A 13,454-nucleotide genomic window follows, 5' to 3' on the forward strand; every position below is an offset into this window, starting at 1 on the left:
TAACTTTGCGGGAGCCTCGGTTCACCGAGTGCTCAGGATTCATTGCATGGTTCAAGCAGCGCTCTGCTTATGCAGCGCAGACTGCTTGCAAAAAGGCCTGCTTATGCAGCTTCTTCTTGCTTCTGGTCGCGCAGGGCGGCCAGAGTACGAACCAGCTTGCCAGCGGAGGCTTCTTTCATTACCGACATCAACTTAGCAATTGCTTCGTCGTAAGTCGGTAGGGTTGCCAGACGATCGATGTCAGCAGCCGGAATCAGCTCACCTTCGTAGGCCAGCGCCTTCACTTCGAAGTTCTGATCTTGCTTTGCGAACTCTTTAAACAAACGAGCAGCAGCGCCCGGGTGTTCGGTAGAGAAAGCCAGCAGAGTAGGACCAACAAAGCTCTCGTTCAGGCACTCCCACTGAGTACCTTCGAGGGCGCGGCGTGCCAGAGTGTTGCGAACAACACGCAACTGGACGCCATTCTCACGCGCTTGCTTACGCAGGTCGGTCATTTTACCGACTGTAACGCCGCGAGAATCGGCAACTACGACGGAGAGTGCGCCCTTGGCCGCTTCACTGACCTCGGCAACAATCGCTTTCTTGCCTTCAAGTGCTAGTGGCACAGTGATCACTCCTTCGTGCCGGAACCCACAACAGGCTCCGGTGGTTACCATCTCTTCCAGACGATAAATAAATAACGCTGGAAGCCTTGGGGGATGGTGCTCACCAGAAAGCGGTTTGGCTAAAAACCTCAACCAACTGGCGGCCACACCATCTGCGCAGGCGCTTTTAGGGCGATTAAGCCGCACCTTTAAAAGATGCGGCACCTGCGGTCTTTGACGATGCCCTGTTTGGCTTACGCATTAACAGGGGACCGCAAAGTTCTTGCTCGGTTCTTACTTAAAACTTACGACTACCTGCTTATACAAACGCAGAATGGTCGATAGTCAAACCTGGGCCCATAGTAGTGGACAGGGTGACTTTCTTAAAGTAGATACCTTTAGAAGAGCTCGGCTTGAGCCTCTTAAGGTCAGCAACCAGCGCTTCCAGGTTACCCAGAACAGCGGATGCTTCAAAATCAGCTTTACCCAGAGTTGTGTGGATAATGCCGTTTTTGTCGGTACGAAAGCGTACCTGACCTGCTTTAGCATTTTTAACTGCAGTAGCAACATCAGGTGTAACGGTGCCAACTTTCGGGTTCGGCATCAGGCCACGCGGACCAAGGATCTGACCCAGCTGACCGACAACGCGCATAGCGTCCGGCGAGGCGATCACGACGTCAAAATCCATCACGCCTTTCTTGACCTGCTCAGCCAAATCTTCCATACCCACGATGTCAGCGCCTGCTTCTTTTGCAGCATCGGCGTTAGCACCTTGGGTGAAGACCGCAACGCGTACGTCTTTGCCAGTACCGTTAGGCATAACAGTAGCACCACGTACAACTTGGTCAGATTTACGCGGATCAACACCAAGATTGATCGCCACATCCAAGGACTCTTTGAATTTAACGGTAGACAGCTCAGCGAGCAGCGCAACCGCTTCTTCAAGAGAGTAAGCTTTGTTCGGGTCTACTTTCTCGCGAATAACTTTCGCGCGCTTAGTTAGTTTAGCCATGATCAGAGACCCTCCACGTTTAGGCCCATGCTACGAGCGCTGCCGGCGATGGTGCGCACCGCGGCATCGAGATCAGAAGCCGTCATATCTGGCTCTTTGGTTTTAGCGATCTCTTCGAGCTGCTCACGCGTCACGGTACCAACCTTCTTCTTGTTCGGCTCACCAGAACCGGACTTGATACCGGCTGCTTTTTTCAGCAGAACGGCAGCAGGCGGCGTTTTGGTGACGAACGTGAAGCTACGGTCAGAGTAGACAGTGATCACGACAGGCGTCGGCAGACCAGGCTCAATCTCTTGAGTAGCTGCGTTGAACGCCTTACAGAATTCCATGATGTTCACGCCGTGCTGACCCAGCGCAGGGCCGACGGGCGGACTAGGATTGGCTTTACCTGCAGCAACCTGCAGTTTGATATAAGCCTGTACTTTCTTGGCCATGCTAAATACTCCAATTGGGTGATAGCGCCTTACGGCTCCCCGGTACACATAAAGCAGCGTTTAGCTGCTTCACATAACGCAGGGATGGCATGCTATGCACACCACCCCGCCACTTAATTAAACTTACTCTTTCTCTACCTGGGAGAACTCAAGCTCCACAGGCGTTGCACGCCCGAAAATCAACACACTGACCTGCAAGCGGCTCTTGTCGTAATTTACTTCTTCAACAACACCGTTAAAGTCAGCAAACGGACCATCAACGACGCGAACTGATTGACCCGGCTCAAACATGGTTTTAGGCCGCGGCTTATCAGTACCATCTTTAACGCGACGCAAGATAGCGTCTGCCTCGCGCGATGTAATAGGTGCAGGCTTCTCTTTCGTGCCACCAATGAACCCCATCACACGAGGCGTTTCATTGACGAGATGCCAAGTTTCATCGGCCATTTCCATCTCGACCAGCACGTAGCCTGGGTAGAACTTGCGCTCACTCTTACGGCGCTTACCGTCACGCACTTCAACTACTTCTTCCGTCGGCACTAGAATTTCGCCAAAGCGATCTTCCATGCCATACATCTTCACGCGCTCAATAAGCGAACGCATGACATGCTTTTCAAAGCCGGAATAAGCGTGGACGACATACCAACGTTTGGACATGAAAGCTCCTAACCAATGACGCCGGACATCGCCCAGCCAAGAAGAGTATCGATCAACCACAGCATCAAACCCACCACCACAACTGCCGCCAGCACAATGGCTGTGGTCTGAATGGTTTCGGGGCGAGTCGGCCATACAACGCGCTGTATCTCTTTCTTGGCGCTTACGGCAAGCTCTACTAAATCGCGACCTTTAGCAGTGGTCAGCGCGATCAAACCCGCAATCGCACACAACACCACCACACCTAATACGCGGTAGAGCAGGCCAATATTAGCGAAATAGGTATTACCAACGACTGCAACAACAAGCAGCGCCACAACCGCCGCCCACTTGAGCCCGTCATGGCGCGACTGTTGCACCTCTTCGCCATGTTTTACGGAACTAGGCTTCATAAAAACGAGACTCCCAAGGGTGCAGCGAGCGACAAAGGAATTCTAGAAAAAGACATACCAACCTGGGGAAGGCTGGCAGGCCAGGAGGGAATCGAACCCCCAACCTGCGGTTTTGGAGACCGCTGCTCTGCCAATTGAGCTACTGGCCTGTATCGTCATGCGCACAAACAAATGCCTGCGCAACAGCGGGCGCCATAATAGCGGATAATTTTCCACCTGACAACCCTTAACACTCATCGAAACCGACAAGTGAAAACAAAAAAAGCGAGCTTAGCTCGCTTTTTTTGAAATATGGAGCTCATGGACGGAATTGAACCGTCGACCTCACCCTTACCAAGGGTGTGCTCTACCCCTGAGCTACATGAGCCAAATCACATCAAACTGGAGCGGGCGGCGGGAATCGAACCCGCACCATCAGCTTGGAAGGCTGAGGTTCTACCATTGAACTACGCCCGCCGAACTTGCCTACAGAATGACAATCCGTTGCACGAGATACAGTAGCTAAGCCCGCTTACCGGCCTTTCATTCCCAAGCAATGACCAAGTCACTGCTCAATAAAACTGGTGGAGAGGGAAGGATTCGAACCTTCGAAGCTTTCGCGGCAGATTTACAGTCTGCTCCCTTTGGCCACTCGGGAACCTCTCCAGCTGTGGCGGCACATTATGCCAGCCTCCAAAGCGGTGTCAAGCTTACAAACTCTTTATTTATCAAAGCTTGTGTACTTGTCGACGCTTGCGCTGTGTCACTTAGCGTGACTTACGCCTTGGAACGCGCTGCATTCTGTCAAAGCAGCATTGAGAATGCAAGACCTGCGCGAATTTTTTCTAACGAAACAGGCTCAGGCACTCCAGGTGCGCCTGACATTTTTCCAGCACGCTCGGCAAAGGTTAGCGGAAAACTGGCCTCCAACCCTCCGTATACCATGTCCGGCCATACCGCATGTGGAACTTGAACGCCGCGCGAAATCACCCTGGCATCGCCACCGGTCAACAACACCGGCAACGCGATCCCCTGCTGATCGCATACTTCGCTGTAGATTCGGTTAATCGCACTCACCGCCGCCATATAGATACCGTGATTGACCGCATCTACCGTTCGCCGCCCCGGCTCCAATAAAGCATCAGCTTCACTCTCTGGATCAATCGCTACGTTTCGGGTGCCTAATTTAAGACTCTCTTTCATTAATCGTAACCCTGGTACGATAAATCCTCCGAGATGAACACCTCCAGGCAATACAAAATCAATGGTAATCGCACTACCGCAATCGACCGCGCAGCAGCCGCCTGCCAACTGATAGCCTGCCAGCGCACCCATCCAGCGGTCTACGCCCAATCGCCCAGGCTCTTCATAACCATTAACGACACCTAACGCTTCGACCGTAGAACGCGCCACATAAACATGACGTACTTGGCGGCGCAGTAAGGCAACGGTCTCCTCCAGCACGGCAGCCCTAGCGACACTGGAAATGCGCACCGCCTCTACCACGTCAAGATTCGGAATATCTGCCCCTGGCCGCCACTCCTCCCGTGTCCACACAGCACCTCGTGAACGTATTTCACTACTGTCGGCATCTTTTAACCGCCATTTCGATAGCGTATTGCCGATATCCAAATCCAAAATCATAGGCGCCTGCGTACACTGATCTCACCGCCCGACAGGCGTCGCGAGTGATCATTTTCGGTAACCCAAAGATTACCACTCTCATCTACCTCTCCAGCCACCGCATCACTTGAGCGCTCACCCTGAATAATACGGATCGGCAGCCCGGCGTAGGCATGGCGGTTGTTCCACTCGTCTCGCCAGGGGGTAAACCCCTCGCTTTCGAAGCCCGCCAGCATATCCAGCAAACCAGATACCATATCCGCGGCTAGCTGATTGCGCGAGATACCCGCTTTAGCATCAAACAGCGCTGCCACAGGCTGATCAATAGTGGCACGCAGACTATCGGGTAGCGACAGGTTCATACCAATTCCGACCACCACCTCACAAGGGCCTGCAGCATCCCCAGTGACTTCAATCAGAATACCAGCCAACTTACCAAGCTCACTGCCTTTCTCGGCCAGCAAAATATCGTTCGGCCATTTTAATTTTGGTGAAACCCCATACTGCTCCAGCACTTGAGCCACTACCACGCCTACTGCAAGACTCAGTCCTTCAAGGGCGTTTACACCAGACTCAAAACGCCAGCCAAGCGAAAGCATCAAGCTTTGCCCCCACGGCGTAGACCATACGCGCCCGCGACGGCCACGACCTGCGGTTTGTAGCTCGGCAAAACATACCTCACCGTGCCCTGCCCCTTGAACAAAGCGCTCGCGCACATACTCATTGCTAGAAGGCAACTGGTCTTCGATGAACAGCCTGGTTAAGAGATGGCGAGCACTTGCTGGCAAACACTCAACAATTTTTGCCCCATCAAGAGGCTCTAGCGGATAGGCAAGTCGATAACCTCGACCTTTCACAGCCACCAGTTCAACGCCCAGTGCGTCTAATTTTTTTAGCTGTTTCCATACGGCGGCTCGGGAAACGCCCAGCGCTTCACCTAATTGTTCACCGGAATGAACCTCGCCATCGCTTAACAAACGCATCAGGTTACCGATGGTCATGTGCTTGCCCCAACTGGGAAAACACCTATCTTAACGGAAGCACCGCAGGAGCGAAAACTGCAGCGTTTAGGTTATTGACTTGCACCTTTATTTAAGACAGCACTGGTAGTGAACCGCACCCAGACCCTATAATGCCGCCCTATTTTTCTAGCAGGATCGCGTCGTGATCGAGAATCTTCGCAACATTGCCATCATCGCCCACGTTGACCATGGTAAAACCACCTTGGTAGACAAGCTGTTAAGCCAGTCTGGAACGCTCGACCGCAAGGCCGAAGGCCAAGAGCGCATCATGGACTCCAATGACCAGGAAAAAGAGCGTGGTATTACCATCCTGGCCAAAAACACTGCTATTCAGTGGCAAGATGGCAATGGTAAGGATTACCACATCAACATCGTGGACACCCCTGGACACGCCGATTTCGGTGGTGAAGTCGAGCGGGTTATGTCCATGGTGGACTCGGTACTGCTTCTGGTAGACGCCGTTGATGGCCCTATGCCACAAACGCGCTTCGTTACCCAGAAAGCATTTGCCCAGGGCCTGAAGCCGATTGTCGTCGTCAATAAAATTGACCGTCCTGGCGCTCGCCCGGACTGGGTTATTGATCAGATCTTTGATCTGTTTGACAACCTGGGCGCTTCCGACGACCAGCTTGATTTCCCGATTATCTACTGCTCGGCGCTAAACGGCATTGCCGGTATGGATCCGGAAGAGCTGGCTGACAACATGGACCCCATGTTCCAGGCAATTGTCGATATCGTTGAACCGCCCGCGGTTGAGATCGATGGTCCGTTCCAGATGCAAATTTCCGCACTGGATTACAATAGCTACGTCGGGGTTATCGGCCTTGGCCGCATCAAGCGTGGCTCGGTGAAGCCTAACCAGCAAATCTCGGTCATCAGCGTTGATGGCTCTACCCGTAAAGGTAAGATCGGTCAGGTCATGACTCATATGGGTCTTGAGCGCGTCCAAACGACGGAAGCGACGGCAGGTGATATCGTCTGCGTTACCGGCATTGAAGATCTATCGATCTCTGACACGCTGTGCGACCCGAGCGCCATTGAAGCACTGCCGCCGCTGTCAGTTGACGAACCGACCGTTTCGATGACGTTCCAGGTCAATGACTCCCCATTCGCCGGTAAAGAAGGCAAGTTCGTCACCAGTCGTAATATTAAAGATCGTTTGGAACAAGAACTGATCCACAACGTGGCGCTACGCGTTGAACAGGGCGAAACCCCTGAGAAATTCAAAGTTTCTGGCCGCGGTGAGCTGCACCTGTCGGTATTGATTGAAACCATGCGTCGTGAAGGCTTCGAGCTGGCGGTTGGCCGCCCGGAAGTTATCATTAAAGAGATCGACGGCGTTAAGCAAGAACCCTACGAAGAAGTCATCATCGACTGTGAAGAGCAGCATCAAGGCTCCATCATGGAAGAGCTTGGCTACCGCAAGGGTGAAATGACCAACATGAACCCCGATGGCAAAGGTCGTGTTCGTCTCGACTTTATCATCCCAGCGCGTGGCTTGATTGGTTTCCGTGGTCAATTCTTAACCTTGACCTCCGGCACCGGCATCCTGACCAGCCGCTTTGACCACTACGGCCCGCTAAAGCCCGATGCTTCTATCGAGCGTCGCAATGGCGTATTGGTCTCAATGGTTGGCGGCAAAGCGCTTGCTTATGCGCTCTATGCCCTGCAAGAACGTGGCAAACTGATTATTGATCACGCCACTGAAGTATACGAAGGTATGCTGATTGGTATTAATAATCGTGCCAATGACATGGTCGTTAACCCGACCAAAGGCAAAAAACTCGATAACATGCGTTCAACGGGTAACGATGAAAACATCGTGTTGACGCCGCCGATCAAGTTCACTCTTGAGCAGGCCATCGAATTCTTGGATTCCGATGAGCTGGTAGAAGTTACTCCTAGCCATATTCGCCTGCGCAAGAAGCACCTAACTGAGAACGAGCGCAAGCGTTCTAGCAAGAAGTAACCACTCGCCAGTCAATGCTCGATAGCAAGTCCCCAGAGAAGCCCGCCATTGTGCGGGCTTCTTTTTTACGGCTTTTAACAACGATCTTCCCTAGCTCATTTCCAGCGCCCGCACTCCCCCTCACGCCCCGAGCCCTACGCCAAGTGGCTTCATAAACGCAGCCTTAACGCTAGCAGGCTGGAAAGCGTAGGCGTTCTATCGCAAAGTAGCGCTAACCTCAGTGCGCCCCTGGGCCGCTGGCAGCCTACAATTCATACAGGTGTTTGGATATTTACCCCATCCTTCCACCACTACACGGACACTCCTCCACATGAGCGGTCATAACGTCTGGACTCATAAAGGCACATTTTTGCTGGCGGCGGTTGGCTCAGCCGTCGGCTTGGGCAACCTCTGGCGATTTCCCTATCTCACCGGGGAAAATGGTGGTGGCGCGTTTATTTTAATTTACGCACTGACTATTTTCGCCGTCGGCATTCCCATTTTGATTGCTGAAACAATGCTAGGGCGAACCAGTCGTCAAAGTCCTATTATGGGGATGCGACACTTAACCAAAACGCATAAAACCTCCCGTGCTTGGGAATCCATTGGTTGGCTGGGCGCTGTTTCCGCTTTTTTAATTTTGAGTTTTTATTCGGTCATTGCCGGCTGGGCACTGCACTACACGTGGCTGATGCTAACCGGCTCATTAGTCGGTGCCGATGCAGCAACGATTAGTGCTGGCTTTGATGCGTTGCTGGCGTCTCCGGGCCTGATGACGCTTTATCACACGCTGTTTATCGCCTTCTCCGCACTAATTGTCGGCATGGGGATTCACAAAGGGATCGAGTCAGGGCTGCGCATTATGATGCCAGCGCTGTTTGTTATTCTGATCGTGGTGCTTATCTACGGCATCATTAATGGCGACGTGAGAGCGGCAGCAAGCTTCCTATTTACTTTCAATATTGCCGATCTCAGCCTGGAAGGTTGGTTACAGGCGATGGGGCAATCCTTCTTCACCCTGAGCCTTGGGATGGGTGCCATCATGGCCTACGGCGCCTATATGTCCAGCGAAGCCTCTCTAACCCGTACCGCTATTGCCGTGGCGTTTGTTGATACCGCTGTAGCCATGGTGGCAGGGCTGGCGATTTTCTCACTGGTATTTGGTGCGGGGCTCGAAACCGGCCAAGGCCCGGGACTGATGTTTGTCACTCTGCCGCTAGCATTTGCTGACATGCCGTTTGGTGCTCTGGTAGGCGGGGTCTTCTTTATTCTGGTGCTAGGGGCTGCGGTTAGCTCGTCTATTTCGTTGATAGAGCCGGTTGCGGCCTTCCTGGTTGAGCGTTTTGATATGACGCGCCCTCAGGCTGTCACTATTATGGTTGTCGCTGCCTGGGCGATGGGCTTACTCACGGTGGTGAGCTTCAATATATGGGCTGAAGGTACGATTTTCCATACGCTGTTTGGACGCAGTGCCTTTGACTTTATTGAACTCTTAACCAATATATTTATGCCGTTGGGTGGCCTGCTAATTGCCCTGTTTGCCGGCTGGGCACTGACCCAAAGCGAAGTCATGAAAGAGCTTGGCACTAACCTTACGTGGTTTAAAACCTGGCGGTTCCTAGTGCGCTTTGTTGGCCCTGCCGCCGTGTCGTTTGTATTTTTACGCACCATTCCACAGGTGGAAGGCTACGTAATCCCAACCCTCGGTGCACTGCTCATTGTGGGTGCATTTGCCTTGAGCCAGCGGCTGCGTAAACCTGCTGCCTAATATAATTCTAATAACGCAGGCGGCATCTAAACCGCCTGCGGCGCGAGGATACGATGACTCCCCTTATCGAGGTACAACACGTCAACAAAGCCTTCGGCGGACTCCATGTTATCAACGACTGCTCAATCCGCGTTGAAAAGGGTTCTATTACCGGCATGATTGGCCCCAACGGGGCAGGTAAGTCGACGCTTTTCAACTTAATTGCGGGCGCACTTACGCCAGACAGTGGCCGCATTCTATTGGACGGTGAAGACATCACGTCGCTAAGCGCTGATCAACGCTTTCACAAAGGATTGCTGCGCACCTTTCAAATCGCTCACGAGTTCAGCCAGATGAGCGCACTGGAAAACTTGATGATGGTGCCACCCAATCAAGCAGGGGAACGTCTGTTCAACACTTGGTTTAAGCCTGCCCTGGTGCGCAGCCAAGAAGCCGAAGTACGACGCCGCGCACTGGAAGTCATTGAGTTTGTTGGTTTACATCATGTACGTAACGAGCTTGCGGGTAACTTATCGGGTGGTCAGAAAAAACTGCTCGAACTTGGCCGCACCATGATGACCGATGCCAAAGTCGTGCTACTAGACGAAATTGCCGCCGGTGTGAACCGCACGCTACTCGACGACTTAATGGGCAACATCGAGCGTTTAAATCGCGAAATGGGCTATACCTTTCTGGTGATTGAGCACGATATGGATATGATTTCGCGGCTATGCGATCCAGTGATTGTGCTGGCCCAAGGCAGTGTCATGGTTGAGGGCTCAATAGAAGAAATACAAAACAACCCGGCCGTTATTGAAGCCTATTTCGGCACCGATGCCGCCTGATAACGCAGAGCTTGCCACCAAAAAGATAGCCACAACAACATGGCCGCCATTGGTCACCCCAGTGCGGCCCAGCTGAGACGCGTTTATGCCATCCACACCGTCATCTCCCCAGCCACTGCTCGAGGCACGCGATGTGCACGGCGGCTATGGCAGTATGAATATCCTTAACGGGGTCAATATGACCCTGTATGCCGATGAAGTCGGTGTCATTGTTGGCCCTAACGGCGCTGGCAAATCCACTATGCTAAAAGCGGTGTTTGGGCTGTTGAACGTTAACCAGGGCGAGATTTTGCTTAACGGTCAGCCGATTCATAACCTGCCACCCAACCAGTTGGTTGAGCGTGGCATGGGCTTTGTGCCCCAAGAAAAAAACGTTTTCCCCAGCCTGTCTGTTAAAGAAAACCTGGAGATGGGCGCCTACCTTAAACCCCAAAACGTAAAACGCATGCTGGAGCAGGTCTACGACTTCTTCCCGCCACTTGTTGAGAAGCGCCACCAGCCTGCTGGTGAGCTTTCCGGCGGTCAGCGCCAAATGGTCGCCATGGGCCGTGCGCTAATGGCTGAACCTAGCCTGTTGCTGCTGGATGAGCCAACCGCTGGCTTGTCTCCCCTTTACATGAATGAAATTTTTGACCGGGTTAAAAAAATTAACGCCGCAGGCGTGGGCATTTTGATGGTGGAACAGAATGCTAAACAGGCCTTAGCCATTGCCGATAAAGGCTTTGTGCTGGCGGCGGGACAAAACCGTTTTACTGACACGGGGGCTGCGTTACTGGCTGACCCTGACGTCGCCAAAAGCTTTTTGGGCGGCTAGCCCGGGGGAGAAACGCGTGAACGAACTGGTCTTTTTTATCAATAACGTGGTGATTGCAGGTAGCGTCACTGGCTCTATTTATGCCATTGGTGCCATTGGCGTCACGTTGATTTTTAGCATTATGCGCTTTGCCCACTTTGCCCATGCCGACATAATGACGTTTGGTGCCTTCATGGTGCTGCTCCTTACTACCGCTTTCCCAGCGGTGGGCGCCAGTATCGGGGTGCCGACGGCGCTCATCATGCTGCCGTTAGCGATGCTGCTTACTGCAGCGCTGGCAGTAGGTATTGATAAAGCGTTTTATAAGCCGCTACGCGCCCACGGCGTCAAGCCTATCGTGATGGTCATTGGCTCGCTGGGCGTGACACTCATGCTTCAAGGGCTTATCCGGTTATTCTCCGGCACCGGCGGTCAGAGCTTATACGTCGATGACCGCAAAGAAATCTTCCGTATAGCGCTGCCTTTCGAAGGTGTTCGGGCCCCTATCGTGATTACCGAACCACAGATTTATCTGTTTGTGATTACGCTAATGGCCGTGGTCGCCCTACACCTGTTTCTAAATCGCTCGCGGTTAGGCAAAGCCATGCGCGCCATGTCAGATAACCCCGAACTTGCCCAGGCATCTGGCATTAACACCAACACCATAGTGGCCGTTACCTGGGTGATTGCAGGTGCCCTGGCGGCAATTGCTGGCACCCTGTTGTCACTAGACGTAACGTTTAAACCCGATCTGAGCTTCTTCCTGCTACTGCCTATTTTCGCTGCAGCCATTGTCGGTGGCGTAGGCCATCCTTACGGCGCGATTGCAGGAGGGTTCGTCGTCGGCTTTGCAGAAACCCTGGCAGTATTTAATTGGAATGTTCTCCTGCGCCCTTTCCGCGACAGTCTACCTACCTGGCTGGAGCTTCCCTCCAATCTCGCCTTTGTAGGCACTGAGTACAAAATTGTGGTGCCGTTCTTTATTTTGGTAGCCATCTTAGTGTGGCGTCCTACCGGCCTGTTTAAAGGCAAGGTGATCTAATGAGCCATTCCACAAAAAACCGTAATCCTGCTTACACGCCCAAAGATGCCACTCCTGAACGGCGCTTTCCATTGCGTGAGCTGGTGCTATTCGGCGCGCTTTTAGCTGCTGTGCTAGCGGTTTACGCCACTATGGGCGCAGCGTACAGCACGCGTATGCTGGTCGAGGCTGCTTGTTACGCCATTCTTGCCCTGGGTCTAACGATTCAGTGGGGCTATGCCGGCCAGTTCAACGCTGGCGTCATGGGCTTCGTCGCGCTAGGTGGCTTTTGCGCCATGCTGTTTAGCGTCCCGGTGAATGAGGCGTTCTGGGGGACTGAGCTGCCGGGTGAACTTGGCCAAGTTCTGCTTTATGGCATTGCGGCAACCCTGATCGTCGTGGGCGCCACGAAACTTGACCGGTTCGGTGTGCCGAAAAAACTACGCACCGTGCTCGCCATCGTGATCGGCGTCGTGCTCTATTTGGTTGTCATCAGCCTGCTTCGCGATGTGACCAGCCAAATACAGTCTCAAGCGGGCTTTATTGGCGGTTTTGGCTTACCTGCCTGGGTCGGCTGGATTGTGGGTGGCGCGTTGGCTGGTGGTGTTGGCTACTTTATTGGCCACGTTTGCCTTGGTCTGCGCAGTGACTACCTCGCCATCGCCACGCTGGGTATCGCAGAAATCATCAAAGCGTTTCTGAAAAATTCCGACTGGCTGACACGTGGTACTGCCACAGTATCGCCTCTTCCTTGGCCTACCCCCGGTCCGGCGGAACTCGGCTTTACGCTTTCCCGAGCGATTTATCTCTCGGTGACGGCTGTCGTGATCGCAGTGATTTTCTTTTTACTCCATCGGGCTTACCACGCCCCCTGGGGAAGAATGATTCGTGCGATTCGCGATAACGAAATCTCGTCAGCGGCCATGGGTAAAGATATCAACAAACGCCGCCTGGAGATTTTCGTATTAGGTTGCATCTTAATGGGCCTCGGCGGCGGCATGCTAGGCACCTTTAACAGCCTATTTGACCCTCAAGGCTACTTGCCTCTAAACCACACCTTCCTGGTGCTGGTCATGGTTATTTTGGGTGGCCCAGGTAATAATTTGGGCACCATTTTTGGGGCGGTCGCGGTTTATATCATTTGGATTATGTCAGAACCGCTGGCACTGTTTTTAATGCAACTGGCGGTCGCGTTGGGTGAAAACGCCTTCGGCTGGGAAGCGCCTAGCAATATGGATAGCCGGGCACTACAAGCGAGGGTTCTGGTTATTGGCATGCTGATTACCCTGGTACTGCGCTTTGCCCCGAAAGGCCTACTGCCAGAGAAAATCAAAACTCACGGCTAAATGCTCCATCGACCCTAACAAAAACGCCCCAAGCTCGCTGCCTGGGGCGTT

13 protein-coding genes and 4 tRNA genes are annotated in these 13,454 nt (G+C 53.0%); 6 read left to right on the plus strand and 11 right to left on the minus strand.

The annotated features are described in order from the left end of the window. Positions 1 to 101: 101 nt before the first annotated feature. The 11 genes from rplJ to L1X57_RS04845 form a co-directional block, all read right to left on the minus strand. Positions 102 to 605, minus strand: coding sequence for a 50S ribosomal protein L10 (gene rplJ / locus L1X57_RS04795; RefSeq protein ID WP_009723910.1), 504 nt, complete (start codon positions 603 to 605; stop codon positions 102 to 104). A gap of 298 nt (positions 606 to 903) precedes the next feature. Then, on the minus strand, positions 904 to 1,596 hold the full coding sequence (gene rplA, locus L1X57_RS04800) for a 50S ribosomal protein L1 (protein WP_009723911.1): 693 nt from the start codon (positions 1,594 to 1,596) through the stop codon (positions 904 to 906). A 2-nt stretch (positions 1,597 to 1,598) separates the two neighbouring features. Then, positions 1,599 to 2,030, minus strand: coding sequence for a 50S ribosomal protein L11 (gene rplK, locus L1X57_RS04805; RefSeq protein WP_009098963.1), 432 nt, complete (start codon positions 2,028 to 2,030; stop codon positions 1,599 to 1,601). A gap of 123 nt (positions 2,031 to 2,153) precedes the next feature. Then, complete coding sequence (gene nusG, locus L1X57_RS04810; RefSeq protein WP_009723912.1) at positions 2,154 to 2,687, minus strand: transcription termination/antitermination protein NusG; 534 nt, start codon at positions 2,685 to 2,687, stop codon at positions 2,154 to 2,156. Between the two features lie 8 nt (positions 2,688 to 2,695). Next, positions 2,696 to 3,079 carry a preprotein translocase subunit SecE gene (gene secE / locus L1X57_RS04815; protein ID WP_009723913.1) on the minus strand — a complete coding sequence of 128 codons (384 nt, stop codon included), beginning with the start codon at positions 3,077 to 3,079 and terminating at the stop codon, positions 2,696 to 2,698. A 73-nt stretch (positions 3,080 to 3,152) separates the two neighbouring features. Further along, positions 3,153 to 3,228: transfer RNA gene (locus L1X57_RS04820), tRNA-Trp, on the minus strand. A gap of 143 nt (positions 3,229 to 3,371) precedes the next feature. Beyond that, positions 3,372 to 3,446 (minus strand) — tRNA-Thr (locus tag L1X57_RS04825). Between the two features lie 15 nt (positions 3,447 to 3,461). Beyond that, a tRNA-Gly gene (locus L1X57_RS04830) sits at positions 3,462 to 3,535 on the minus strand. Between the two features lie 105 nt (positions 3,536 to 3,640). Continuing rightward, positions 3,641 to 3,724: transfer RNA gene (locus tag L1X57_RS04835), tRNA-Tyr, on the minus strand. Positions 3,725 to 3,862: 138 nt separating this feature from the next. Next, positions 3,863 to 4,702, minus strand: a complete 840-nt coding sequence (locus L1X57_RS04840; protein ID WP_009723914.1) for a type III pantothenate kinase — start codon at positions 4,700 to 4,702, stop codon at positions 3,863 to 3,865. After that, positions 4,699 to 5,682, minus strand: coding sequence for a biotin--[acetyl-CoA-carboxylase] ligase (locus L1X57_RS04845; RefSeq protein ID WP_009723915.1), 984 nt, complete (start codon positions 5,680 to 5,682; stop codon positions 4,699 to 4,701). Before L1X57_RS04845 ends, L1X57_RS04840 begins: the two co-directional genes overlap by 4 nt. A gap of 163 nt (positions 5,683 to 5,845) precedes the next feature. Here L1X57_RS04845 and typA point away from each other — a divergent pair, with 163 nt between their 5' ends. From typA to L1X57_RS04875, 6 genes are all read left to right on the plus strand, one after another. Then, positions 5,846 to 7,672 (plus strand): translational GTPase TypA, encoded by a 1,827-nt coding sequence (gene typA / locus L1X57_RS04850; RefSeq protein ID WP_009723916.1) that lies wholly within the window; start codon positions 5,846 to 5,848, stop codon positions 7,670 to 7,672. Positions 7,673 to 7,982: 310 nt separating this feature from the next. Next, positions 7,983 to 9,419 carry a sodium-dependent transporter gene (locus L1X57_RS04855; RefSeq protein ID WP_009723917.1) on the plus strand — a complete coding sequence of 479 codons (1,437 nt, stop codon included), beginning with the start codon at positions 7,983 to 7,985 and terminating at the stop codon, positions 9,417 to 9,419. 53 nt (positions 9,420 to 9,472) lie between these two features. Then, positions 9,473 to 10,243, plus strand: coding sequence for an ABC transporter ATP-binding protein (locus L1X57_RS04860; RefSeq protein WP_009723918.1), 771 nt, complete (start codon positions 9,473 to 9,475; stop codon positions 10,241 to 10,243). Between the two features lie 85 nt (positions 10,244 to 10,328). After that, positions 10,329 to 11,057, plus strand: a complete 729-nt coding sequence (locus L1X57_RS04865; RefSeq protein ID WP_009723920.1) for an ABC transporter ATP-binding protein — start codon at positions 10,329 to 10,331, stop codon at positions 11,055 to 11,057. 16 nt (positions 11,058 to 11,073) lie between these two features. Then, the gene (locus L1X57_RS04870; protein ID WP_009723921.1) at positions 11,074 to 12,078 is read left to right on the plus strand and encodes a branched-chain amino acid ABC transporter permease; all 1,005 of its coding nucleotides are present in this window, start codon (positions 11,074 to 11,076) and stop codon (positions 12,076 to 12,078) included. After that, positions 12,078 to 13,403 (plus strand): branched-chain amino acid ABC transporter permease, encoded by a 1,326-nt coding sequence (locus L1X57_RS04875; RefSeq protein ID WP_009723922.1) that lies wholly within the window; start codon positions 12,078 to 12,080, stop codon positions 13,401 to 13,403. Before L1X57_RS04870 ends, L1X57_RS04875 begins: the two co-directional genes overlap by 1 nt. Positions 13,404 to 13,454 lie beyond the last annotated feature (51 nt).

It is taken from the genome of Halomonas sp. TD01 (genome assembly GCF_923868895.1).
In the GTDB taxonomy this organism is placed as follows: domain Bacteria; phylum Pseudomonadota; class Gammaproteobacteria; order Pseudomonadales; family Halomonadaceae; genus Vreelandella.